20 protein-coding genes and 3 tRNA genes are annotated in these 22,633 nt (G+C 73.8%); 5 read left to right on the forward strand and 18 right to left on the reverse strand.

All coding sequences use genetic code 11. The annotated features are described in order from the left end of the window. From asnB to ACFPBZ_RS00255, 6 genes are all read right to left on the reverse strand, one after another. Positions 1-1,860 (reverse strand): asparagine synthase (glutamine-hydrolyzing), encoded by a 1,860-nt coding sequence (asnB, locus tag ACFPBZ_RS00230; RefSeq protein WP_378033979.1) that lies wholly within the window; start codon positions 1,858-1,860, stop codon positions 1-3. A 106-nt stretch (positions 1,861-1,966) separates the two neighbouring features. Beyond that, on the reverse strand, positions 1,967-3,382 hold the full coding sequence (locus tag ACFPBZ_RS00235; protein ID WP_378033980.1) for an ATP-binding protein: 1,416 nt from the start codon (positions 3,380-3,382) through the stop codon (positions 1,967-1,969). After that, a complete protein-coding gene (locus ACFPBZ_RS00240; RefSeq protein WP_378033981.1) occupies positions 3,379-5,022 on the reverse strand; it encodes an NAD(P)/FAD-dependent oxidoreductase in 1,644 nt (547 codons plus the stop codon). The genes ACFPBZ_RS00235 and ACFPBZ_RS00240 overlap by 4 nt, the downstream gene beginning before the upstream one ends. Positions 5,023-5,039: 17 nt before the next feature. Further along, a complete protein-coding gene (locus ACFPBZ_RS00245) occupies positions 5,040-5,870 on the reverse strand; it encodes a hypothetical protein (protein ID WP_378033982.1) in 831 nt (276 codons plus the stop codon). A 28-nt stretch (positions 5,871-5,898) separates the two neighbouring features. Then, positions 5,899-6,702 carry an alpha/beta fold hydrolase gene (locus tag ACFPBZ_RS00250; RefSeq protein WP_378033983.1) on the reverse strand — a complete coding sequence of 268 codons (804 nt, stop codon included), beginning with the start codon at positions 6,700-6,702 and terminating at the stop codon, positions 5,899-5,901. Between the two features lie 136 nt (positions 6,703-6,838). Then, a complete protein-coding gene (locus ACFPBZ_RS00255) occupies positions 6,839-7,525 on the reverse strand; it encodes a GIDE domain-containing protein (RefSeq protein ID WP_378033984.1) in 687 nt (228 codons plus the stop codon). A gap of 146 nt (positions 7,526-7,671) precedes the next feature. Between ACFPBZ_RS00255 and ACFPBZ_RS00260 the strand changes: the two genes are divergently transcribed. Next, positions 7,672-8,451, forward strand: a complete 780-nt coding sequence (locus tag ACFPBZ_RS00260; protein WP_378033985.1) for a coniferyl-alcohol dehydrogenase — start codon at positions 7,672-7,674, stop codon at positions 8,449-8,451. 51 nt (positions 8,452-8,502) lie between these two features. Next, positions 8,503-9,462 carry a hypothetical protein gene (locus ACFPBZ_RS00265; RefSeq protein ID WP_378033986.1) on the forward strand — a complete coding sequence of 320 codons (960 nt, stop codon included), beginning with the start codon at positions 8,503-8,505 and terminating at the stop codon, positions 9,460-9,462. A 75-nt stretch (positions 9,463-9,537) separates the two neighbouring features. Here ACFPBZ_RS00265 and ACFPBZ_RS00270 read toward each other — a convergent pair whose 3' ends face one another. Continuing rightward, positions 9,538-10,587 (reverse strand): NAD(P)-dependent alcohol dehydrogenase, encoded by a 1,050-nt coding sequence (locus tag ACFPBZ_RS00270; RefSeq protein WP_378033987.1) that lies wholly within the window; start codon positions 10,585-10,587, stop codon positions 9,538-9,540. Positions 10,588-10,787: 200 nt separating this feature from the next. Here ACFPBZ_RS00270 and ACFPBZ_RS00275 point away from each other — a divergent pair, with 200 nt between their 5' ends. Then, positions 10,788-12,845, forward strand: coding sequence for a glycoside hydrolase family 88 protein (locus ACFPBZ_RS00275; RefSeq protein ID WP_378033988.1), 2,058 nt, complete (start codon positions 10,788-10,790; stop codon positions 12,843-12,845). Between the two features lie 106 nt (positions 12,846-12,951). Here ACFPBZ_RS00275 and ACFPBZ_RS00280 read toward each other — a convergent pair. The 8 genes from ACFPBZ_RS00280 to ACFPBZ_RS00315 all read right to left on the reverse strand — a co-directional run bounded on the left by ACFPBZ_RS00280 (position 12,952) and on the right by ACFPBZ_RS00315 (position 17,831). Further along, positions 12,952-13,025 (reverse strand) — tRNA-Phe (locus tag ACFPBZ_RS00280). A 28-nt stretch (positions 13,026-13,053) separates the two neighbouring features. Further along, positions 13,054-13,127, reverse strand: a tRNA-Asp gene (locus ACFPBZ_RS00285). A 32-nt stretch (positions 13,128-13,159) separates the two neighbouring features. After that, a tRNA-Glu gene (locus ACFPBZ_RS00290) sits at positions 13,160-13,232 on the reverse strand. Positions 13,233-13,291: 59 nt separating this feature from the next. Then, complete coding sequence (locus ACFPBZ_RS00295) at positions 13,292-14,023, reverse strand: ScbR family autoregulator-binding transcription factor (RefSeq protein WP_378033989.1); 732 nt, start codon at positions 14,021-14,023, stop codon at positions 13,292-13,294. Positions 14,024-14,097: 74 nt separating this feature from the next. Continuing rightward, positions 14,098-14,373: a hypothetical protein gene (locus tag ACFPBZ_RS00300; RefSeq protein ID WP_378033990.1), complete on the reverse strand. Its 276-nt coding sequence runs from the start codon at positions 14,371-14,373 to the stop codon at positions 14,098-14,100. A 142-nt stretch (positions 14,374-14,515) separates the two neighbouring features. Next, positions 14,516-15,748 carry a serine hydrolase domain-containing protein gene (locus ACFPBZ_RS00305; RefSeq protein ID WP_378033991.1) on the reverse strand — a complete coding sequence of 411 codons (1,233 nt, stop codon included), beginning with the start codon at positions 15,746-15,748 and terminating at the stop codon, positions 14,516-14,518. A gap of 33 nt (positions 15,749-15,781) precedes the next feature. After that, positions 15,782-16,924, reverse strand: a complete 1,143-nt coding sequence (locus ACFPBZ_RS00310) for an FAD-dependent monooxygenase (protein ID WP_378033992.1) — start codon at positions 16,922-16,924, stop codon at positions 15,782-15,784. A gap of 130 nt (positions 16,925-17,054) precedes the next feature. Further along, a complete protein-coding gene (locus tag ACFPBZ_RS00315; RefSeq protein WP_378033993.1) occupies positions 17,055-17,831 on the reverse strand; it encodes a phosphatase PAP2 family protein in 777 nt (258 codons plus the stop codon). 91 nt (positions 17,832-17,922) lie between these two features. Here ACFPBZ_RS00315 and ACFPBZ_RS00320 point away from each other — a divergent pair, with 91 nt between their 5' ends. After that, positions 17,923-18,813, forward strand: coding sequence for a hypothetical protein (locus ACFPBZ_RS00320; protein WP_378033994.1), 891 nt, complete (start codon positions 17,923-17,925; stop codon positions 18,811-18,813). A gap of 23 nt (positions 18,814-18,836) precedes the next feature. Here the strand turns inward: ACFPBZ_RS00320 and ACFPBZ_RS00325 are convergent, their stop codons facing one another. Continuing rightward, complete coding sequence (locus ACFPBZ_RS00325; protein ID WP_378033995.1) at positions 18,837-20,600, reverse strand: MFS transporter; 1,764 nt, start codon at positions 20,598-20,600, stop codon at positions 18,837-18,839. Positions 20,601-20,691: 91 nt separating this feature from the next. On the opposite strand from ACFPBZ_RS00325, the gene ACFPBZ_RS00330 reads away from it, so the two are divergent. Next, the gene (locus ACFPBZ_RS00330; protein WP_378034244.1) at positions 20,692-21,066 is read left to right on the forward strand and encodes a VOC family protein; all 375 of its coding nucleotides are present in this window, start codon (positions 20,692-20,694) and stop codon (positions 21,064-21,066) included. Here the strand turns inward: ACFPBZ_RS00330 and ACFPBZ_RS00335 are convergent. Beyond that, a complete protein-coding gene (locus ACFPBZ_RS00335; RefSeq protein WP_378033996.1) occupies positions 21,063-21,950 on the reverse strand; it encodes an LLM class F420-dependent oxidoreductase in 888 nt (295 codons plus the stop codon). The genes ACFPBZ_RS00330 and ACFPBZ_RS00335 overlap by 4 nt on opposite strands. 10 nt (positions 21,951-21,960) lie before the next feature. Next, positions 21,961-22,614 carry a MerR family transcriptional regulator gene (locus ACFPBZ_RS00340; RefSeq protein ID WP_378033997.1) on the reverse strand — a complete coding sequence of 218 codons (654 nt, stop codon included), beginning with the start codon at positions 22,612-22,614 and terminating at the stop codon, positions 21,961-21,963. Positions 22,615-22,633: the final 19 nt, after the last annotated feature.

Below are 22,633 nucleotides of genomic sequence, written 5' to 3' on the forward strand. Positions count from 1 at the left end.
CTAGACCAGGCTGGGCGAGTAGCGCTTCATCCACGCGTTGAGCTGGAGCACGTTCTCCATCTGCGCGCGGTCGACCTCGAGGCTCGTCGTCGAGTTCTCGCTCGGGGCGTCCACCGCGGCCCGCACCCGGTCGACGTCGATGAGCTCGTGCACCGGGGCGTTCCGGTCGGCGAGCAGGTCGGCGAGGTCCCCCCGCACGGCCTTCTCGTAGGCCGGGTCCTGGGTCGAGGGGTACGGGGCCTTCACCCGCTCGACGATCGAGGCCGGCAGCACGTCCCTCGACGCGGCGCGCAGCAGCGACTTCTCGCGGCCGTCGAAGGTCTTGAGCGCCCACGGGGTGTTGAAGACGTACTGGACGAGCCGGTGGTCGCAGAACGGCACACGGACCTCGAGGCCGCTGGCCATCGACATGCGGTCCTTGCGGTCGAGCAGGATCTGCACGAAGCGGGTGAGGTGCAGATAGCAGATCTCCCGCATCCGGCGCTCGAGCGGATCGGTCGTCGAGACGTGCGGCACCTCGGCGAGCGCCTCGCGGTACGAGGCGTCGACGTAGCCGGGGAGGTCGAGCTGCGCCAGGAGGTCCTCGCGGAAGAAGCTGCGCGAGAGGTCGAGGGGCCCGGACGTCCCGGCCATCCAGGGGAAGGTGTCGGCGTTGACGGCCTCGGGGTCGTGGAACCAGCGGTAGCCGCCGAACACCTCGTCGGCCGACTCGCCGGAGAGCGCGACGGTCGAGCGCCCGCGGATCGCCTTGAACAGCAGGTAGAGCGAGGTGTCCATGTCGCCGAGCGAGAGCGGCAGGTCGCGGGCGCGCAGCACCGCGGCGCGCGAGTCGGCGTCCATGAGGTCGTCGTTCGAGAGCGTGATCGCCTCGTGGTCGGCGGCCACGTACTCGGCGAGCTCGCGCACGTAGGGCCCGTCGGGGGTGTCGCGCATGGGGTCGGCCGCGAACGAGTCCTCGTAGCCGACGAAGTCGACCGAGAACGAGCGCACCGGGCCCGCGCCCTGCGCCTTGAGCTGCTGGGCGGCCAGGGCGGTGATCGCCGAGGAGTCGAGGCCGCCGGAGAGCAGCGAGCACAGCGGGACGTCGGAGATCAGCTGGCGGGAGACGATGTCGTCGAGCAGCTCGCGGACGTGGGCGACGGTGGTGTCGCGGTCGTCGGTGTGCTCGATGGCCTCGAGCTGCCAGTAGCGGCGCTTCGTCAGGCCCTCCCGGCGGAACCGCACGAGGGAGCCCGGCCGCACCTCGTACATCCCGCGGTAGCCGCCGTGCTCCGGCGTCTTGACGTGCGAGAGGAGCTCGCGCAGCCCGTCGTGGTCGACGACCGCCTCGGCGCGCGGGTGGGCGAGGATCGCCTTCGGCTCGGAGCCGAACAGCACACCGTCGGGCGTCGGGTAGTAGTAGAGCGGCTTGATGCCCATCCGGTCACGGACGAGGGTGAGCACCTGGTCGCGGGTGTCCCACATCGCGAGGGCGAACATCCCGTTGAGGCGCTCGACGACCTCCTCGCCCCACTCCAGCCAGCCGTGGATGATGACCTCGGTGTCGGAGTCGGTGCGGAACCGGTGGCCCGTCTGCTCGAGCTCCGCGCGCAGCTCGGTGAAGTTGTAGACCTCGCCGGAGTAGACGATCGACAGCCGGGTCTCGCCGTCGACGTCGAGCGTCATGGGCTGGCGTCCGCCGGGCACGTCGATGATCGCGAGCCGGCGGTGCCCGAGCGCCGCGTGCGGCGCCGTCCAGAGGCCCTCGTCGTCCGGCCCCCGACAGGCCATCGTGTCCGTCATCGCCCGGGCGTCCGCCGCCGCGGCCCGGTCGGTGGAGAAGTCTCGGGTGAAGTCCACACATCCAGCGATGCCGCACATGGCACTGCCTCCTGTCGTCGGTGACAGGACCGGTCTACCCCGCTTGTTTAGGGTACGTAACAAGATGTGACACGCCGATGAACCGGACGAATCGCCCCGGTGCAGGTCAGCCGGTCAACGGCAGGCGGATCTCGAACGTCGTGCCCGCGGGTGAGGTGTGGACCCGGATGTCGCCGTGGTGCTTGGCCACCACGATCCGGTAGGAGATGTCCAGTCCGAGACCGGTGCCCTCCCCGACGTCCTTCGTGGTGAAGAACGGCTCGAAGATCCGGGGACGGACGTCGTCGGGGATGCCCGGTCCGGTGTCGCCGATCTCGACGATCGCGGTGTCGCCCTCGCGGCGGGTGCGGATCGTGAGGGTGCCGGAGCCGCCCATCGCGCCGACCGCGTTGTCGACGATGTTCGTCCAGACCTGGTTGAGCTCGGCCGGGTAGCAGGGCACCTCGGGCAGCTCGGGGTCGAAGTCCTTGACCAGCGTGATCCCCTCGAGCTTGCGCGAGAGCATCGTCAGGGTCGACTTCAGCAGCACCCGCAGGTCGGCGGGCTGGTAGGGCGCGCGGTCGAGCTGGGAGTACTGCCGCGCCGCGTTGACCAGCGTGCCGATCCGCGCCGTGGCGTCGGTGATCTCGCCCATCAGCGTCTCGGTCTCGACGGCGTAGGCGATCCAGCGCACGGCCGCGCCGAGCGTCCCGTCGGGCACCGTGCGCTCGACCTTGCCGAGCCACTCGGCGTCGAGCCCGCCCGCCACCAGCACCGCGGCGAGGTCCCAGGCGCCGTCGACCCCGTGGTCGTCGAGCCAGTCGCCGATCTCGTCCTCGGCGTCGGAGGTCTGCATCGCGGTGAGCTCGGGCGCGGTGGCGACGCCGAGCACCGCCTCCTCCTGCAGCTCCACGAGCTGCGAGACCACGGCGCCGTCGAGCTTGCCGGAGGCCAGCATCGCGAGCTTGTGCCGCATCCCGGCGACGCGGTCGCGCAGCGACTCGGTGGCGCGGACGGCGGCCGCCGCCGGGTTGTTCAGCTCGTGCGTCAGCCCCGCCGACAGCGAGCCGAGGGCGAGCAGACGCTCCCGCTCGCCGATCGCGGTGGAGGAGCGCTGCATCCCGATGAACATCCCGGCCATGAGGTGGGTGGCCATCGGGAACCACTCGCGCAGCTTCTCCGACCAGTCCGCGGCCGGGAGCGCGAGCAGCGTGACGTCGGAGCAGGCACGCAGCGTGTGCTTGTAGGTCTGCTCGACGCCGGGCACGAACGCCTCGGTGGACCCGCCGTAGGTCCCGGGCGTGGTGGAGCGGCTGATCTCCACCTGGTCGCCGCGGGACAGGCGCAGGAGGGAGATCTCGCCGCGGCAGAGGACCCAGAAGCAGCTGGCCGGGTCACCCTCGCGGCAGACGTCCTCGCCGGCGGGGAAGTCGACGACGTCGGCGTGCTCGCCGATCCAGGCCAGCTGGCCCTCGTCGAGGGACTCGAAGAGGAAGAGCCCGCGCAGGGATCCGGGGGCGAGCTCGTCACGGGTGTCGTTCATCGGTTCTCCAACCAGCGGTGCACCAGGCTCACCGCCATCGCGCCCTCGCCGACGGCGGAGGCCACGCGTTTCACCGACCCGCCCCGGACGTCGCCGACGGCGAACACCCCGGGCAGGGAGGTCTCCAGGTGCAACGGTTCCCGGTCGGGGTTGCTTCCCGCCGGCAGGTCGGGACCCGTCAGCACGAACCCGCGGTCGTCGCGGGCGACGATCCCGGCGAGCCAGTCGGTACGCGGCTGGGCCCCGATGAAGACGAAGAGCCACTGGGCGTCGACGACCTCCTCGGCGCCGCTCGACCGGTCGCGCAGGGTGAGCTTCTGCAGGTGGCCCTCGCCGTCGGCCCCGACCACCTCGGTGCGGGTGCGCACCTCGATCGTCTCGACGGCCGCGATCTGCTCGATGAGGTAGTGCGACATCGACGCCGTGAGCGACTCCCCGCGCACGAGCATCACCACGCGGCGCGCGTAGCGGGAGAAGTTCATCGCGGCCTGCCCCGCGGAGTTCGCGCCGCCGACGACGTAGACGACCTCGTCGGAGCACGAGGGCGCCTCGGTGGTGGCCGCGCCGTAGAAGACGCCCTCGCCCGCGAACTCGGTGAGCCCCGGGACGTCGTCGAGGGTCCGGTAGGAGACGCCCAGGGCGAGGACGACCGCGTGCGCGGCGATCTCGGAGCCGTCGTCGAAGGTGAGCACCCGGACCCCGCCGCGGACGGTGAGGCCGGTGACGGTCCTCGTCGTCAGGACCTCGACGCCGAACTTCACCGCCTGGCGGCGCGCGCGGTCGGTGAGCTGGGAGCCCGAGACGCCGTCGGGGAAGCCGAGGTAGTTCTCGATGCGGCTCGAGGTCCCGGCCTGCCCGCCGGTGGCCACCGACTCGACCAGGACGGTGCGCAGCCCCTCGGACCCGCCGTAGACCGCGGCACCGAGCCCGCCGGGGCCGCCGCCGACCACGGCGAGGTCGTAGAGGTCGGCCGTCGCGTGGGTGGAGAGCCCGACGACCTCGGCCACCTCGGCGTCCGCCGGCTCGACCAGCGTCCGGCCCTCGCCCGTGACGACCACCGGCAGGCGGTCGGAGCCGAGACCCGCGGCGGCGAGGAGGCGTGCCCCCTCGGGGTCGTCGGCGAGGTGGAAGCGGAACGGCACCTGGTTGCGGGCCAGCAGGTCGCGCAGCTCGTAGGAGCGCGCCGACCAGCGGTGCCCGACGATGCGGGTGTCGGTGGTGGGCCGGTCGGGCGCGCGGAGCCAGGCCTCGAGGAGCGCGTCGACGACGGGGTAGAGCTTCTCCTCGGGCGGGTCCCACGGCTTGAGCAGGTAGTGGTCGAGGTCGACGACGTTGATCGCGGTGATCGCGGCCTCGGTGTCGGCGTACGCCGTGAGCAGCACCCGTCGGGCGCGCGGGAAGATGTCCATCGCCTGCTCGAGGAACTCGACCCCGGTCATCCGCGGCATCCGCTGGTCGGCGAGCATCACCGCCACCTGCTCGCCGCGCAGCGCCAGGTCGCGCAGCGCCTCCAGGGCGGCCTCGCCCGAGTCGGCCCGCACGATGCGATGGTGCTCGCCGTACTCGCGGCGCAGGTCGCGCGCCACCGCCCGCGACACACCGGGGTCGTCGTCCACCGTCAGGATCACCGGTCGGGGCACGGAGACAGAATACGGGCTCAGTCGAACGACCAGCCGCCGTCGGAGAGATCGACGCCGCCGGAGTCGCCGGAGTCGCCGGAGCCGTTCTGCGGGGCGACGGGCGCCACGGTGTCGCGGATCGCGGCGAGCACGACGAGGCAGAAGGCGGCGCCCACCGGGCCGATCTCCTCGGGCAGGCGGGCCTCGACCGAGCGCCGCGTGCTGCTCGTCCGCCAGGCCCGGCCGAGGTCGTCGAGCAGGGTCCGGCGGGGCGGCTGCCGGGCGACGTGCTGGCGCACCCGCAGCAGGCGCCCGGCCACGTCGATCTCCCAGTCGCGCCACGGTCCGCGGGCCCTCGGGACCGCGGTGGCGACGGTCCGCCGGCCGTCGAGCAGGGCGAAGCCGGCGCCGCGCGGCGCCACCTGCCGGGTCTCCGTCCCGACGACGAGGCGGCGCGCGCCCTTCTTGCCCAGCCGCGCCAGGTGCCCCGCGGGTCGGCCGTCCCAGGTGAACGGCCAGTCGGCGTACCCCTCGGTCGCGAGCGCGGCCCCGACGCCGACCCCGTGGACCAGCACGTCGTCGTCGACGCGGCTGTCGACCGCGGCCCCGATCGCGGCGTAGGAGGCCGCGAGCAGCAGCGGCAGCAGGATCACCAGCAGGACGAAGATGACGATGCCGGTGTCGCTGATCCCCTCGCGCACCCAGGCGACGAGTACGGCCGCGAGGACGGCCAAGGAGGTCAGCGTCAGGCCGAGCCAGATCCAGAAGAAGCGGCTGGTGATCCGGGCGACGCGCCACCGGGGGGCCTGTCCGCCGCCGGGCACGCGCGGTGACGACTCGAGCCCGAGATCGTCGTGCAGGTCGCTCATGACCCGAGAATGGCAACTGTGAGTGATATCAGGCAAGAGGGTTAGGCCGTTGGAAGTACGAGAGGATCGCCTCGGTGACCAGAGTCGGCGCCGTCTGCAACGCCGCGTGCTCCTGCCCGGACAACTCGACCACCGTCGCGTGGTGCAGCGCGTCGGCCACCGCGTGCGTCGAGTCGTGGAGGTGTCGCGGGCTCTCGGTCCCCAGCAGCATCAGGGTGGGCACGCCGAGCCCGACGAGCGCCGCGGTGCCCTCGGGCATGCGGTGGAGCTCCCGCCCCTCCCGCGACCACACGGCGGCGTTCGCCACCCGGCCCGCCCAGATCGGGGTCCGGCGCATGCCCTCGATCGCCGCATCCGGCACCCTCACGAGCTCGCGCAGGCCGGTGACGAGGGCCCCCTCGGGATCGCCGGCGGCGACCTGGGCGTCCATCCGGTCGAGGACGTCGCTCTGGTCGGGCCGGCCGGTCAGGGGCCACGGCGGCTCGTAGAGGACCAGCGCCGACGCCCGGAGTCCTCGGGCCGCCGCCCCGAGCGTGCAGACCGCGCCCGAGGAGTGCGCGGCGACGACCGTGCCGGGTCCGAGGAACGCGCAGAGGGCCTCGACGTCGTCGTACTCCCGCTCGAAGGAGTACGGCGGCGTGTCCCCGGAGTCACCTCTGCCCCGCCGGTCGGCCAACCAGACGGCGAAGCGGCCCTCGAGCCCGGCCGCGGCCGCCGCCCACGAGGCCCGCCCGCTCGGCCCTCCGGCCAGCGTCACCATCGGCCGGGGCCCGTCGGTCACCCGCTGCAGGGCGATCGTCGTCCCGTCCGCGGACCTCACCGTGTCGATCATCGGGCCCACCTCCCCCGACGAGTCTGGGACGGGCCAGGCGGTGCGGGGAGGGGGCGTCTCCCCCCGTCAGGTGCGCTCCGCGCTCGTGAGCAGTAATCCGTGTCCGAGCACGGATTACTGCTTACGGGAGCGGAGCTCACCCCAGGAGGGCGGCCACCACCAGGGCGACACCGGCGACCCCGGACGCGCCGCCGCCCCAGGCCCAGCGGCGCTGGAGCAGCAGCGAGTCGTCGCGCAGGGCGCCCGAGGCCCGGGTGGAGACGAGGAACGGGTCGGTCTCCGACTCGGGCCGGGCGAGCACGAGCGACCCGTCGCGGTCGTGCGCCTCGCCGTGCACGTAGAGCACGGTGCCCGGGCGCACCACCCACTCCTCGCGCCGCAGCATGCCGTCGACGGTCCAGTCGTCCCGGGCGCCCACCTGCTCCGGCGCCGTGATCACCACGCCCCGGGGGTCGACCGCGACGTTCCCGGTCTCCTCCACCAGCACGAACGGCCGGTCCGAGGCCTCCTCCTCCAGCGTCTCCCAGCCGCCGTCCTGGCCCGTGGGGCGCCGCACGGTCCGGCGCCACCAGACGCACTCGGTGCCGGTCTGCGGCGAGTGCAGCGGGCCGTCGTCGTCGGGATGGGCGTGCCCGACCACCGCGGTGATCCGCCGGAACCCGCCGACCGTCCCCAGCTCGACGAGCGCCTCGCGCTCGATCTCGATGTCGCGGACCTCGGAGGTCGAGGCGCCGATCATGGCGTACCGGAGGTCGCGGCGGCGGTGCGCGGCGACGATCGCGGCGGCACCGAGGGCGATCAGGACGAGCCCGAAGAGCAGCATGTGAGGACTCCCGTCGTCACCTCCAGGGTCCCCGACGACCCCTGGTGCCGGCGTGAACCCGACGGCGTCACCCGGGTGGCGGTGGTAACTCCGCACTCGATCACCCGACGGTGACCGCAGACCTGCCGTCTAGTCTGACCGACGTCATGAGCACCGTCTTCGTGGTCACGGGTTCGTCCAGCGGCGTGGGGCGCGCGCTCGCGCTCTTCCTCGCCCGCCACGGCGTGAGCGTCGTCGGGCTCGACCGCCGCGAGCCGCCCGACCGGGAGATCGCGCACGTCCGCTGCGACCTCGCCGACCCGCGCTCCATCGACACCGCGGTCGACCGCCTCGACGACCGCGTGGACGCGCTCGCGAACGTCGCCGGCGTCCCCGGCACGTCGCCGGCCGAGCAGGTGCTCGCGGTGAACTTCCTGGGGATGCGCCACCTCACCGAGCGGCTCCTCCCCCGCATCCAGCGCGGCGGGTCCGTCGTGAACGTGTCCTCCTCCGAGGGGCGGCACTGGGTCGCGCACCTGGCCGAGCTGAGGCCGCTGCTCGCGACGACGTCGTTCGAGGACGGGCTGCGCTGGTGCCGCGAGCGCCGTCCCGACCGCTCGGTCTACGACGTCGCGAAGGAGGCCGTGCTCGCGTACACGACGGCCTCGTCGACGCTCACCTGGCCCGACGGCGTCCGGATGAACGCGGTCGCCCCCGGCCCGGTGCGCACCCCGCAGCTGCCCGAGGTGGAGCGGTCGACCGACCCGCGCCGGCTCGCCCGCCAGCGCTCGGCGGCCGGGCGCGACGCCGAGGCCGACGAGATCGCCTCGGTCGTCGCGTTCCTCATGTCGAACGAGAGCCGCTGGATCAACGGTCAGACGCTCGCCGCCGACGGCGGGGTCGCGGCGGCCACCACGTGGGCGGCGCTCCAGACCCGCGGCGCCTGACACCCGTTCGGCCGATCGTCATACACACAGCGTGAACGTCACGCTGGGTTCATGACCCTCCCGACGACCCTGCCGCCGACCGACGCCCCCCTCGTCCCGGGCGACGGTCCCCTCCACGTCGGGGCCCGCGCCGCAGCCCGGGCCCGGGAACGCGGCTGGCTCCGATGGTGGTGGACCTCGGCGGCCCTCGGTGTCCTCGGCACGCTCGCCCTCGTCGCCGCGTTCGTGGTGGCCGACCAGACGACGGCGTTCCTGGTGTGGTTCGCGTGCTGGATCGGCGCGATCCTCGCGATGGTCCCGGCCCACCGCCTCGGCTGGACCCAGCGCTACGACCGCCACGACGACGAGATGTGCCGCTACGCCGCTGGCATCCGCGCGGAGGGCAGCCTGCTCGCCGAGCCCGGGGCCGTGCGGCTCGCCGGGCGGACCGTGGGGACGTTCGACTGGGAACGGCGTTCCCGACGACGCGTGCTGCACGTCGCGGGCCGCACGCTCGCCCTGCAGGAGCGGGTGACGCGCCGTGACGGCGAGGGCGCGATCTCGGTGGTGGAGCTGCGCCTCGTCGACGTCGGGCGGGCCGCGGGCGACGGGGACGTCCTCGCCACCGCCCGGGGCGACCGGCGGGGCGACGCCACCGACTGGACCCTCGGGCTGGGGGTCGGCGAGCTGCGGCTGCGCCAGCGCCTGCGGGCGGTGCCGGGCCGCCGGACCCTGCTCGACGTCTGGGGCCGGGCCTGGCGGGTGTACGCCGACGCCGACGCGCGGCACTGGACGGCGGAGCTGCCGGCCGACGCCGGGCCGGTCGACGCGGCGTTCGTGGCGTGGTTCCTGTGCCACCTCGACGCCGTCGGGCTCGACCGCTGCTACCGGCCGGGCTCGGGCACCGGACCGGCGGCCACCGCGGCCGACGGGATGGCCCGCCGCGGCGGCGACTCGTCGTGGCAGTCGGTCGGCACGCCCGGCACCCGCCCGGACGTGCCGAAGGCCGACGGGGGCGGGATCGACCTCTGACACGACGAGACCCGGCCACCTCGGGGAGGTGACCGGGCCTGGTCGTCGGGAAGAGCGTCGGACGACGCCTCCTGGCTAGGCGTCGAACGACGCGACGTCGATGACGAACCGGTAGCGGACGTCGGAGTCGACCACGCGGTCGTAGGCCTTGTTCACGTCGTCGACGGTGATGGTCTCGATCTCGGCGCCGATGTGGTGCTCGGCGCAGAAGTCGAGCATCTTCTGGGTGTCGCGGATGCCGCCGATCTTCGAGCCTGCGAGGCTGCGCCGGCCGTTGGCCAGCGAGAACGCGTGGATCGAGCCCGGGTTCGACGGGATGCCGACGTTGACCATCGAGCCGTCGAGGGCGAGCAGCGCGACGTAGCGCTCGAGCGGCAGGTCGGCCGACACCGTGTTGACGATGAGGTCGAAGTAGCTGTCGAGCGTGGAGAACGTCTCGTCGTCGGACGTGGCGTAGTAGTGGTCGGCCCCGAGCCGCTTGCCGTCCTCCTGCTTGGACAGCGACTGCGAGAGCACGGTGACCTCGGCGCCGAGGGCGTGCGCGATCTTGACACCGACGTGCCCGAGGCCGCCCATGCCGATGATCGCGACCTTCTTGCCCGGGCCCGCGCCCCAGTGGGTCAGCGGCGTGTAGAGGGTGATGCCGGCGCACAGCAGCGGCGCGGCCACGTCGAGCTCGACGCCCTCGGGGATGTTCAGCACGTAGTTCTCGTCGACGACGACCGACTGCGAGTAGCCGCCGAAGGTCTGCTCGCCGGAGTACTCGCGGCCGTTGTAGGTCTGCACCTCGCCCTTGGTGCAGAACTGCTCCTCGCCGGCCCTGCAGTTGTCGCACTCGCGGCACGAGTCGACGAAGCAGCCGACGCCCACGCGGTCGCCGACGGAGAACTTCGTGACCTCGGGGCCGACGGCGGCGACGGTGCCGGCGATCTCGTGGCCGGGGACCATCGGGAACTCGCTGCCGCCCCACTCGTCGCGGGCCTGGTGGATGTCGGAGTGGCAGATCCCGGCGTACGCGATGTCGATGACGACGTCGTGCGGCTTCGGGTCCCGGCGCTCGATCGTCGAACGCTCGAAGGGCTTCGAGGGGCCGTCGGTGACGAGAGCGGAGACGGTGGTCGGCACGGTCTGGGAGACCTTCCTGTGGTGCGGGGCCGACCCCTGCAGGGCCGACCATCCTTCACCGTTCGGTTGTCCACGATTGAACTACCTGAACCGCGCCCGTTGCCCAGGTCACGGACGGCGACGGTGCTCCGCCCTGCGTAACGCCCACGGCTGATCGACACGACTGGTTGGACACAAGGGGTCATCGGCGAGGGGGAGTCATGCGGGGGACGTTCGTGGGGGACGCGCGACCGGACGGTCGGGCACGACGATGGGCCGCAGTCGCCGCGCTCGCCGTGGTCGCGGTGCTGATGTCGTTCGTGCAGGTCCTGACCGCACCACCGGCCCGGGCCGCCGAGCTGCCGGCCGACACCATCCGCAAGGACCTGGCCTTCGCCGACGCCCGGCTGGCCGCCACCGCCGGCCGGCTGGCCACCACGGCCTATCCCGTCCGTACGGGCGCGAACGGGGTGTGGACCACCGCGGGGGCGTCCGACTGGACCAGCGGCTTCTTCCCCGGCGCCCTCTGGCAGGTCTACGACCGCACGAAGGACCCGGTGGCCAAGCAGCGAGCGGAGGCGTGGCAGGCCGGCGTCGAGTCGAACAAGACCGACGACACCAGCCACGACGTCGGCTTCCAGATCTTCAACACCTTCGGCAAGGACGCCGTCCTCACCGGCGACGCGACTGCCAAGGCCGTCGTCATGACCGCCGCGCGCACCCTGGCCACCCGCTACAACCCGACGGTCGGCGCGATCCGCTCCTGGGACGCGCGCACCGACACCACGAAGTACCAGGTGATCATGGACAACATGATGAACCTGGAGATGTTGTTCTGGGCATCGGCGAACGGCGGCGACGCGTCCTGGCGGACGATCGCCACGACGCACGCGAGGACCACCGCGCGCGACTTCTTCCGCACCGACGGCGGAAGCTGGCACGTCGTGAACTACGACCAGAAGACCGGCCGGGTGGCCTCGAAGTACACCCACCAGGGCTACAGCAACGACTCCACCTGGTCGCGCGGCGAGGCCTGGGCCGTGCACGGCTTCACCACGGCCTACCGGTACACGAACGACGCCGCCTTCCTGACGACGGCCCGCACCTCGGCCGACTACTTCCTCTCGCACCTGCCCGCCGACAAGGTCCCCTACTGGGACTTCTCGCTGCCCTCGACCACCGGCCAGCCCCGCGACACCTCGGCGGCCGCGATCGCCGCCTCCGGGCTCGTCGAGCTCTCCGGGCTCGAGACCGACGCGGCGCGCAAGGCCCGCTACCTCGACGGTGCCCGCGACATCCTCGCCGCGCTCTCGACGCCCGCCTACCTCGCCGACGGCACGACGAACCAGGCGGTGCTGCTGCACGGCACGCAGAACAAGCCGTCGGGCTCGGCCGACACCGGGATCATGTTCGGCGACTACTACTTCATCGAGGCGCTGCAGCGCTACGCCGCCGCGACCGGGGTGAGCACGGCGCCGACCACGCCGACCACCACCACGACGACCGCGCCGCCGCCGCCGACCACCACGGTCCCGCCGGTCACCACGACCACCGTGGCGCCGCCGCCGACCACGACGGTCCCGCCGACCACGACCACGACCACGGCCGCCCCGGCCGCCGACCCGGTGACCGCCTACCACCAGCAGCTCGGCGGGACCTCGTCGTACCTGGGCGCCCCGAAGGGCGCGGTCTACGACGTCCCCGGCGGACGGGCCCAGGACTACGCGGGCGGGTCGATCTACTGGTCGTCCGCGACCGGCGCCCACGCCGTCCGCGGCACCATCCTCGCCCGGTACAAGGCGCTCGGCGGGCCCGGCGGGGTGCTGAAGTTCCCGACGACCGACGAGTTCGTCACGGGTGACGGTCGGGGCCGCGGCACGAACTTCTCGGTCGCCGCCGGCGGCGGGCTGTACTGGAACCCGACGACGAACGCCGCCTACGGCCTGCTCGGCGCGGTCCGCGACAAGTGGATCGCCCTCGGGGAGACGCGCAGCGTGCTCGGCCAGCCCACGAAGGACATCACCGCGACCGCCGACGGCGCGGGCCGGTACGCGACCTTCGCCGGCAACGGCTCGATCTACTGGTCGACGGCCACCGGGGCGCACACGATCTTCGGGGCGATCCGGACGAAGTGGGTCCAGCTGGGCGCGGAGCGCTCCTCGCTGGGCTACCCCACCACCGACGAGTACGCCGTGACCGGCGGGAAGCGCAACGACTTCGTGCGCGGCACGATCGTCTGGAACAGCGCGAGGAACACCACCACGGTGACCCAGCGCTGACACCGCCGCGGCGGGGCCGGGACCACCGGCCCCGCCGGGACGGGCCGGAACAGCAGAAAACCCACCGGGCGTGTCCGCCGGGTGGGTTTCTCTGCTGACCTCGAGGTGGCCAGGGGCGGGATCGAACCGCCGACCTATCGCTTTTCAGGCGATCGCTCGTACCGACTGAGCTACCTGGCCTTGTCGGCCAGACAGCGGCACGACTGTGCGACCCAGACGGGACTCGAACCCGCGACCTTCGCCGTGACAGGGCGACGCGCTAACCAACTGCGCCACTGGGCCTTGCTCTGTATGAACTTCTTCAGAGTACCGCGTACCCCCAACGGGATTCGAACCCGCGTTGCCGCCTTGAAAGGGCGGAGTCCTAGGCCACTGAACGATGGGGGCTCGGTGAATCGGACCCTACCCCTTCCGGTGCTCGCGCCCCGGTGGGTGTGAGCGGAACTCTACGGGACGGGCCCCGGAGCACCGTCAGGGCCCCCCTCGGTCGACCACGAGGGGACCGACGCCATCCCGCCGGCCGCCCGCCAGCGCTCCAGCCAGGCGGGGGCGGCGAGGTGGTCGAGCAGGAGCTCCCACGAGGCGACCGCCCGCGAGCGCAGGTCGTCCAGCCCGGTGGTCGCGGTGGACCCCAGCCGGTGACCGTGGCCCAGCGCGACGACCGTGACGGCAAGCGTGCGGGGGTCGACCCCGGGCAGCAGGTACCCCTCGGCGGCGGCCCGGGTGAGCATCTCGGCGAAGACGTCCTCCCAGAAGTGGTAGGGCCAGCCCGTCCGTTCCTGCCCCACGGGACCCTCGGCGGCGACGCGCATGCCGCCCCGGGAGTACACGTCGGCAGCCAGCAGGTCGGCGATGCCGATCGCGAGGTGGACGACCATCGTCAGGACGTCGGTGTCGCGGTGGCGGCACTCGAAGGCGGCGACGGCGCGGGGGAAGGCCTCGGACATCACGTCGAACACCGCGAGGGCCATCGCCTCCTTCGAGGCGAAGTGGAAGTACAGCGCGCCCTTGGTGACGCCGCTCCGTTCGAGGATCTTCGACAGCGACGCCGCGTGGTAGCCCTCGGCCGCGAACTCGTGGGCGGCCGCCTCCAGGATCGTCTCCCGGGTCGCGATGGCACGAGCCTGCCGCGGCGCGGCGCGCGGCGCCCCGACGGGCGGCGTGGGTACCTGGACCATGGCGCGGAGGACGCTATCCCGCCCGCCCCGCCGCCGGACCGCCACCGCGCCGGGCGGCACCGGCGCGGCGACGGTCAGCGACGGACCGGTGGCGGCTCGCCCGGCTCCCCGATGAGCCCGAGCATGTCGAGCATCTCGCGGCAGTCCTCGGAGTCGAGGGCGTTGCGGGCGACCGCCATCCGGGCCCGGTGGACGTCGTCCTCGCTCACCCGGTAGACGTCCGCGGCCGTGCGCTGGGCCGGCACCCCGGACACCACCCCCGCGTCCGGTCCCCGCGGCGCGGGCACGTCGGCCGAGCGCTCGGGGTGGGGTCCGGCTGGTCGTCGTCGTGGCCCCGGCGTCACAGTCATCCGTCTCCCTGCGTGTCCTTCGCCCGGCATCAGGCGGCAGGGACGCTACCCAGCGGGCCGTGGCTGTGCAGCCCTCTCTCAGGGTGACCTCTCGTCTCCTCAGGTTCGTGACGCTGCGTGCCCGCGGCGGCCACGCTGCGGGTCAGTCGACGAGCGCCTGGTAGACGAGCGCGCGGAACTGGCTGCGGATCGGGTGGGCGCTCGAGGGCAGGAGCTGGGTGAAGAACATGCCCGTGATCCGCTCGACCGGGTCGACCCAGAAGGCCGTGCTCGCCGCTCCGCCCCAGGCCATCTCGCCGGGGCTGGTCAGGGTCCGGTAGGCCGCCGGGTCGACGACCACCGACACCCCGAGGCCGAAGCCCACCCCGTGGAAGGGCATCTCGGCGAACAGCGGGCGGCCGACCTGCTCGAGGTCGGCACCCCCGGGCAGGTGGTTGCGCCCCATGTAGGCCACGGTGCGTGACCCCAGGATGCGGACGCCGTCGACCTCGCCGCCTCCCGCCAGCATCTGGGTGAAGCGGTGGTAGTCCGATGCGGTGGAGACGAGCCCGCCGCCGCCGGAGAGCCAGGTGGCCGGACGGAGGAAGGGCTCGCCCATGGCGTCGGCCCGCACGCGGGTGCGGCCCGGGCCGAGGGCGTAGAGGGCCGCGGTGCGCGACGGGTCGTCGGACGCGAACGCGGTGGACGTCATGCCCAGGGGCCCGAGGATCTCGGCCTGGAGGAACTCGTCGAGGCTCTGCCCGGACACCACCTCGACGAGCCGGCCCAGAACGTCGGTGGCGTGGCTGTAGTTCCACTCCGTCCCCGGGGTGTGGACGAGCGGCATCGAGGCCCAGGCGTCGACGCACGCGGCCAGGTCCATCCCCTCCGGCACGCCCCACTCGAAGCCCCGCGCCCGGTACAGCTCGTCGACCGGGTGGGCGTGGTGGAAGCCGTAGGTCAGCCCGGCGGTGTGGGTGAGCAGGTGCCACACCCGGATCGGCTCCGGGCTCGGGATCGTCAGCGGCGCCGTCGAGGAGCCCTTGACGTAGACGCGGGGCTCCGCGAAGGCCGGGAGCCACCGGCTGATCGGGTCGGTGAGCTCCAGCTCGCCGCGCTCGAACAGGATGAGCGCGGCGACCGAGGTGATGGGCTTGGACATCGAGTAGATGCGCCAGCGGGTGTCGGGCTCGACGGGCAGGTCGGCCTCCTCGTCGCGGCGGCCGTACTCCGAGGAGTGCACGACGTGGCCGTCGCGCGCCACCACCGCCTGCCAGCTGGCGAGGCGGCCGTCGTCGACGTAGCGGCGGAAGTGGGTGTCGATGCGGGCGAGGCGGGCGGGGTCGAAGCCGAGGGACGCGGGGTCCTTCTCGACGCCGAGGGGAGCAGCGGTCACCACGCCATCCTGCGCCGCGACCCGCCGCCCGGGCTACACCTCGCCGACCACCTCGGCGACCTCGTCGACGCTCTCGCGGGTCCACAGCCGGTCGCGCAGGCGTCGGGTGAGGCCCTCGGCGTGGGCGAGGGCGGCGTACTCGGCGATCCGGGCGGCGGTCGCGGCGCGGGCCGGGGCGCGCAGCGTCTCGTAGCCCTCGAGCCCGGGCAGGATGCGGCCGTCGGAGCGGTCGAAGGCGGCCCCGAGGGCGTGCGCGTCGAGCAGCGCCTGGTTCTCCTCCTCCCCGGCGTGGGGCAGCAGGGGCTGGGCGGCGGACCCGGCGACGGTGAGGCGGTGGCGGGTCCAGCGCGGCAGCGGGCGCTGGTGGGCGAGCACCTGCTCGGGCTCGAGGGACACGACGGCGCTCACCCAGCGCCGCACCTCCGGGTCGAGCCGGGAGACCAGCCACTCGCGCTCCGCGGGCGGCACGTCGGCGCGCATCACGAGCGCGATCTGGGCGCCGCCGCCCGGCGAGGGCAGCCGCGTCACCTGCATCGTCGGGCCCGACCACACCCGCAGCTCGGGGTGCGCCGGCTCGCCGGCGGTGGCGGCGACCGTGGTCCGCCGCACGACGAAGGTCGGGGAGAGCGCCCCGGTCCCGCCGTCGAGCAGGGCGCGGACCCGGCTCGACGCGCCGTCGGCCCCCACGAGGGCCTCGGCGCGCCACTGCTCGCCGTCGTCGAGGCTGACGAGCGCGGCCTCGCCGATGTCCTCGACGTCGGCGAGGCGGCAGTCGTAGCGCACCCCGATCATCTCGTCGCGGGCGCAGGCCCGGGCGAGGACCCGGCGCAGCTCGCGGCGCTCGACGATGAGGACCGGGTAGCCGAAGCGGGCCCGGACGACCTCGCCGAGCTCCACCTTGCGGATGACCTGCCCGCTGCCCGCGTCGAGGTGCAGGTAGCGCTGGACCTCGAGGGTGCGGGCCGCGAGGGCGTCGAGGAGCCCGAGCCCGTGGAGCACGCGGGCCGCGGCCGGCCGCAGGACGGTCACCCCCGACGGGAAGGCGTCACCGTCGTCGGCCTGGGGCTCCGGGCCGCGGTCGAGCAGCTGGACCGGGAAGCCCTGGTGGGCGAGGCACAGCGCCACCGCCAGACCCTCGATGCCGGCCCCGAGGACGAGGAGGGGCACCTGTTCCACGGCGCTCCCCCCGTTTTCCCGACGACCACGGACGGCGACGTCCATCGTGGTCGTCACCACCGAAAAGCCTAGACAGCGCATTCAGGTGATGCCATGGGTCCCCCAACGGGGTGGATCACACGTCCCTGCGTCAGCCTACCGGCGAGTTGCGTACTCCTTCCGAGGGATGGATCTCCGTGCTCCGCCGCTCCAGCACCCCGGCCACCACCACCGCGAGCGCCAGGAGGGCACCTCCGAGCGACCAGCCGGCGAGGACGTCCGTGGTCCAGTGCACCCCGAGGTAGGCCCGCGAGACACCGATGAGGCCCGCGAGCAGGACCCCGACCAGCACGATCAGCCCACGGAGCGCCTTCCGCCCGCCCCCGCCCGCCGGGTCGGCGGGCAGCAGGTGCAGCGCGGCGGCGACGGTGAGCCCGATGCCGAGCGCGGCCATGAGCGAGTGCCCCGAGGGCAGGGACGTCGACGTCTCGACGGCCAGGCGGGTGCCGACCGGCGGCCGGGGCCGCTCGATGACGGTCTTGAAGCCGCGGATGGTGAGCGATCCCACAACCACCGCGCCGACCCACACGCCGGCCCGCACCCGCAGCCCCCGCCGGAGGAGGAGCACCGCGGCGAGCACCGCCAGCCCCCCGGTCGGGAACGTGCCGCCGGCCAGCGAGGCCACCTCGGCGGTCGTCGTGAACCCGGCCGTGCGGTGCTCGACGAGCCAGGACAGGACCGGCAGGTCGGTGGCGTCGAGGGTCTCGTCGGCGGCGACGAACAGGAACAGAGCCCCGGCGACGGCCACCAGCACCCCCGCGACGGCCAGCCCGACCGCGGTCGGCGCCGGAGCCCGGCGGGCGCGCGCGAGCACCGCCCCCGCGACGAGCAGGACCGCCACCACCACCAGGCCGATACCGACCGCCATGCCGCCTCCGCTCGTGGGACCCGCGCACCGGATACCCCGACACGCGCTGTCGTGGCGGCGCGCCACGGCGCCCCACGACGGGCAGACTGCCGTGCCAGCGACGCCCGGTCGCGAGGAGGTGGCCGTGCTCGTCCTCGGGCTGGCCGCCGCCCTGTTCGCGGCGGCCGCCAATGCGGGCGCCGCGCTCCTCGAGGCGATGGCGACCCGTCGGCACACGCGCGCCGCGGGGGTCGTCACGAGCCCGCTCTACCTCAGCGGCCTGCTGCTGGACATCTTCGGCTGGGTGCTGACGGTCCTCGCCCTGCGCTACATGCCGATCGTCGCGGTGCAGGCGATCGTCTCGGGCCAGGTGGTGATCACGGTGATCGCCTCGCACTGGGTGTTCGACACCCCGCTGCGGCGGATCGACCTCGCCGCCGCGGCCGCCAACGTGCTGGGGCTCGCGTTCCTGGTGGGGAGCTCGCGGACCGGCGAGCTGCCCGAGACCGGGCCCGGCGCCACGATCGCGATCCTCGTGGTGCTGGTGGCCCTCACGGCCGTCGGCATCACGACGGCGGTGCGCAGCCGGCGCGCGGTGCCCACGGCGTTCATCGCGGGCCTCGCCTTCGGCGGGACGGCCGTCGCGGTCCGGCTCGTCGACCTCGACGGGCCGGTCGCGGAGGTCGCGCGCACCGTGGTCACCGACCCGGTCGCCTACGCCCTGCTCGGCTACGCCGTCCTGGGGCTCGCGCTCTACACGGTCGCGCTCGCCCGCGGCACGGTCGGCCCGGTGGTGGCCGTCCTCGCCGTCACCGAGACCCTCGCACCCGGCCTGCTCGGGCTGGTGCTGCTCGGCGACGGCATCCGCGAGGGCTGGGCCTGGGCCTTCGTGCTCGGCCTGGTCCTGTCCCTCGGCGGCGTGGTGGTGCTGGCCCGCTCCCCCGCGCAGGCCTCGCTCGCGGGCGACGACGGGGTGGCGCGGCCGCCGCTCAAGCGCCTGTAGGGACCTCGAGCGCCTGGAGGGACTCAGTGCAGCAGGGCGTGCTCCGCGGCCGACGGCGCGAGGACGACGTCGTAGGTGCTGCCGTGCGCGCCGACCACCACGCGGCCGACCTCGGGCGCGCGGCCGCTCGCCCGGGCGACGAGCTGGTAGGAGCCGGGCCCGGGGACGACGAGGCGGTAGCCGCCGTCGGACCCGCCGTCGGTGCGGGCGGCCTGGTGACCGCCCTCGTCGACCAGCGTGAGGATCGCCCCGGCCACCGGCTCGCCGTCCTCGACGCGCACCACCCGGCCCATGACGGCCGGTCCGTCCCGGTCGTCGTCCTCGGCGGCCGGGGACGGGGCCTCGTCGGGAACGGGCCGGCGGCGGGCCGCGAGGCGCCCGACGACGAGGTCGGCGACGCCCACCAGCAGCGCGAGCACCACGAGCCCCACGGTCACGACGAGCCCGGAGCTGATCGAGCTCGACCAGTCGCCGTTGCTCGAGGCGAGCGAGCCGAAGAACACGGCGCCGACCGCGGAGATGCCGACCGCGGAGCCCACGCGCTGCCCGGTCTGCAGGACCCCGGCGGCGGTGCCGCCCTCGGCGGCGGGCACCTCCTCCAGGGCGAGGGTCTGGTTGGGCGCGATGACGAAGCCACTGCCGATGCCCGCCACCAGCAGGGGCAGGGCGATGGCCCAGCCGACGCTCGCGGGGTCGAGCCGCAGCACCACGTCGACCGCGACCAGCCCGATGACCACCGTGAGCAGCCCGGCGACGATGAGCGGCTTGCCGATCACGGAGATGAGCCGGCCGCCGATCGCACTGGTGACCGCGGAGCCGAGCGCGAACGGGGTGAGGGCGAGCCCGGCCTCGAGCGGGGTGAACCCGCGCCCCTGCTGCAGGAAGAGCGTGAGGACGAAGAAGATCGAGGTGAACCCGGCGAAGTAGAGGAGCCCGAGGGTGGTGCCGAGGGCGTAGCTGCGGGTGCGCAGCAGCCCGAAGTTCACCAGCGGGTGCCCGTGGGTGCGTCGCGCCCGGCGCTCCCACGCGACGAAGAGCAGCCCCAGCAGCACCGCGACCCCGACGAGCCACCACGGTGCGCTGCTCACGTCCCGCTCCGAGAGCACGAGCGGGAACATCAGCGAGACGACGGCCGCGCCCAGCAGCACCGCGCCCACGAGGTCGAGCGGGCGGCGGTCGGCCTTCGCGACCGCGACGTCGGAGGGCAGCAGGCGGGTGCCGAGGATCAGCGCGACGATCCCGATGGGGACGTTGACGAAGAACACCCACCGCCAGCCGTTCATGTCCCCGCCCCACTCCAGGAGCAGCCCGCCGGTGAGGGGGCCGACCGCGGTGGAGATGCCGATCACGGCGCCGAACAGACCGAAGGCCCGGCCCCGCTCCTTGCCGCGGAACAGCTGCTGGATCACGCCGATGATCTGCGGGTTCATCATCCCGCCGGCCACGCCCTGCAGCAGGCGGGCGACGACGAGCATCGTCGGGTTCAGCGAGAACCCGGCCGCGGCGCTCGTCAGGGTGAACAGCGCGAGCGCGAGCAGGAACATCTTCTTGCGGCCGCGGTCGTCGCCGAGGCGCCCGGACGAGACCAGGACCAGCCCGAACGTGAGCGCGTAGCCCGAGACCACCCACGACAGCTCCGCCGACGACGCGCCGAGGCTGCGCTGCATCGGGGGCAGCGCCACGTTGACGATGCTGACGTCGAGCAGCGTCATGAACCCCGCGACGAGGCAGACGACGAGCGCCCGCCAGCGGCGGGGATCGGGTGGGGACTGGTCGGGGGCGCTCACGGACGCCAGGATGCCCCCGCCACCGCAGCCGAACCGCTGCCCGGAGCCGAATCGCCGCCGAGGCCGAATCGTGAAGGAGGTGCACCCCGACGTGGAGGTGCTCTCGAGCCGTGTCCTGATCCGCCCGCGGGATCCCGAGGCGTCCCGGACGTTCTACGGCGGGACCCTCGGGCTCGCGGTGGCGCGGGAGTTCCCCGGCGGGGTCGTCTACTTCCTGGGGACCGGCTACCTCGAGGTGTCGGGCTCCGCCCGGGACGCCCCGGTCGGCGCCGACGCCCTGTGGCTGCAGGTCCGCGACGTCGCCGCCGAGGAGGCGGGGCTGCGGGCGGCCGGCGTGCCGGTCACCCGCGGGACCCGGACCGAGCCGTGGGGCTTGCGCGAGTGCTGGATCGCCGACCCCGACGGCCGTCCGATCGTCCTCGTCGAGGTCCCGCCGGAGCATCCGATGCGGAAGGACACCCGCTAGAAGAGCACCTCGGCGAGCTCGCGCAGCACCGGGCGCGGGTCGTCGAACGGGGAGTCGCCCAGCGGCTGGACGAGCACGTGGTCGGCGCCCGCGTCGAGGTGGGCGGTGACGGCCGCGGCCGCCTGCTCGGCCGATCCCATCCCGACGAGCGCCCGCTTGAGCCGGTCGGAGCCGCCGCGGACGAGGTCGGACTCCTCGAAGCCCTGGCGCAGCCACGAGTTCCGGTAGTTGGGCAGGCCCGAGTAGATCTCGAGGTGGGCGTGGGCGCGGCGCAGGGCCGTCTCCTCGTCGCCGAGGGCCACGGCCTGCTCGGAGACGACCCACTTGTCGGGGCCGAGCGCCTCGCGGGTGGTGGCGGTCTGCTGCGGCAGCACGAGGTAGGGGTGCGCGCCGTCGGCGGCCGTGCCGGAGAGCTCGATCATCTTCGGGCCCAGTGCGGCGATCAGGCGGGTCGGCCGCGCGCCGGGCTCGATCTCCTCCGGCACCGCGTCCATGCGCTGCAGGTAGTCCCGCATCGTCGCGAGCGGCTTGGAGTACGTGCCGCCGCGGCCGCGCTCGACCAGCGGCGCGTGCGACACCCCGAGTCCCAGCACGAACCGGCCCGGGTGCAGCGCGGTCAGCGTGCGGGCGCCGCTCTCGGCGGCGATCGGGTCGCGCGCGTGGATGTTGGCGATGCCGGTCCCGACGACGAGGCGCTCGGTGGCGTTCAGGAACGCGCCGGCCTGCGTCAGGCTCTCCTTCCCGTAGGCCTCGCCGTACCAGAGGGAGCCGTAGCCCATGCCCTCGAGATCGCGGGCGACGGCGGCGGAGTCGGCGATCGACCAGGAGTCGCTGGTCCACCAGACGCCGACGCGGGACGGGAAGTCGATCCTTGCCTCAGCCATGATCGCGACGCTAGCCCCGCGGGTGCGTCGGCGTCTCCCCCAGCAGCTTCAGCGACTGGTGCTGCTGGGCCAGCCGGCGCACGGCGGCGAGCAGGGTGTCGCCGAGGACGGTCCCGACGACGACGCCCTCCACCGTCCGCGCGCGGTCGCCCCGGTCGACGACGGCCGCGACCTCGCTCTCGGCGACCTCCTCCATGACGCGCATGTAGAGGTCGAGCTGGCCGGCCAGGTCGTCGTCGCCGAGGCGCGCGTAGGTGGCGAGGACACCGACGGCGGTGTCCCAGGCCGGGTTCTGGTCGGAGACCTGCCAGCCGTGGGCGTCCACGTGCTCGGCGAGCGTCCGCTCGGCGGCCGTCCACGCCTCGTCCGGACCGTCGGCCGGCTCCGGAGTGGCCGTCGTCGTCCCGGAGGCCCGGCCGAGCGCCTCGAACAGCGGGACCTCCGGGTCGTCGACCGCGGCCAGGACGTCGCGGGTGGCGACCACGGAGAGGTGCCCGACGTCGAGGAGGGCCCGGATCATCCGCAGCCGGCGCAGGTGGGCGTCGCCGTAGTCGGCCTGGTTGGGGCCGGTGCGCTCGCCCGCGGGGAGCAGCCCCTCGCGCAGGTAGTACTTGATCGACGCGACGCTCACCCCGCTGCGCCGGCTCAGCTCGCCGACCCTCATCGTCCGCGTCCTCTCGACA

The organism is Actinomycetospora atypica, assembly GCF_042653685.1.
Lineage (GTDB): Bacteria > Actinomycetota > Actinomycetes > Mycobacteriales > Pseudonocardiaceae > Actinomycetospora > Actinomycetospora atypica.

Coding starts and splice junctions, on each gene's coding strand:
- ACFPBZ_RS00245 (WP_378033982.1), bottom strand. CDS start 5,870: ATGAGCGACCTGCACGACGATCTCGGGCTCGAGTCGTCACCGCGCGTG.
- ACFPBZ_RS00275 (WP_378033988.1), top strand. CDS start 10,788: ATGCGGGGGACGTTCGTGGGGGACGCGCGACCGGACGGTCGGGCACGA.
- ACFPBZ_RS00255 (WP_378033984.1), bottom strand. CDS start 7,525: ATGCTGCTCTTCGGGCTCGTCCTGATCGCCCTCGGTGCCGCCGCGATC.
- ACFPBZ_RS00315 (WP_378033993.1), bottom strand. CDS start 17,831: ATGGCGGTCGGTATCGGCCTGGTGGTGGTGGCGGTCCTGCTCGTCGCG.
- ACFPBZ_RS00235 (WP_378033980.1), bottom strand. CDS start 3,382: ATGAACGACACCCGTGACGAGCTCGCCCCCGGATCCCTGCGCGGGCTC.
- ACFPBZ_RS00295 (WP_378033989.1), bottom strand. CDS start 14,023: ATGGTCCAGGTACCCACGCCGCCCGTCGGGGCGCCGCGCGCCGCGCCG.
- ACFPBZ_RS00335 (WP_378033996.1), bottom strand. CDS start 21,950: ATGGCTGAGGCAAGGATCGACTTCCCGTCCCGCGTCGGCGTCTGGTGG.
- ACFPBZ_RS00250 (WP_378033983.1), bottom strand. CDS start 6,702: ATGATCGACACGGTGAGGTCCGCGGACGGGACGACGATCGCCCTGCAG.
- asnB (WP_378033979.1), bottom strand. CDS start 1,860: ATGTGCGGCATCGCTGGATGTGTGGACTTCACCCGAGACTTCTCCACC.
- ACFPBZ_RS00340 (WP_378033997.1), bottom strand. CDS start 22,614: ATGAGGGTCGGCGAGCTGAGCCGGCGCAGCGGGGTGAGCGTCGCGTCG.
- ACFPBZ_RS00300 (WP_378033990.1), bottom strand. CDS start 14,373: ATGACTGTGACGCCGGGGCCACGACGACGACCAGCCGGACCCCACCCC.
- ACFPBZ_RS00260 (WP_378033985.1), top strand. CDS start 7,672: ATGAGCACCGTCTTCGTGGTCACGGGTTCGTCCAGCGGCGTGGGGCGC.
- ACFPBZ_RS00265 (WP_378033986.1), top strand. CDS start 8,503: ATGACCCTCCCGACGACCCTGCCGCCGACCGACGCCCCCCTCGTCCCG.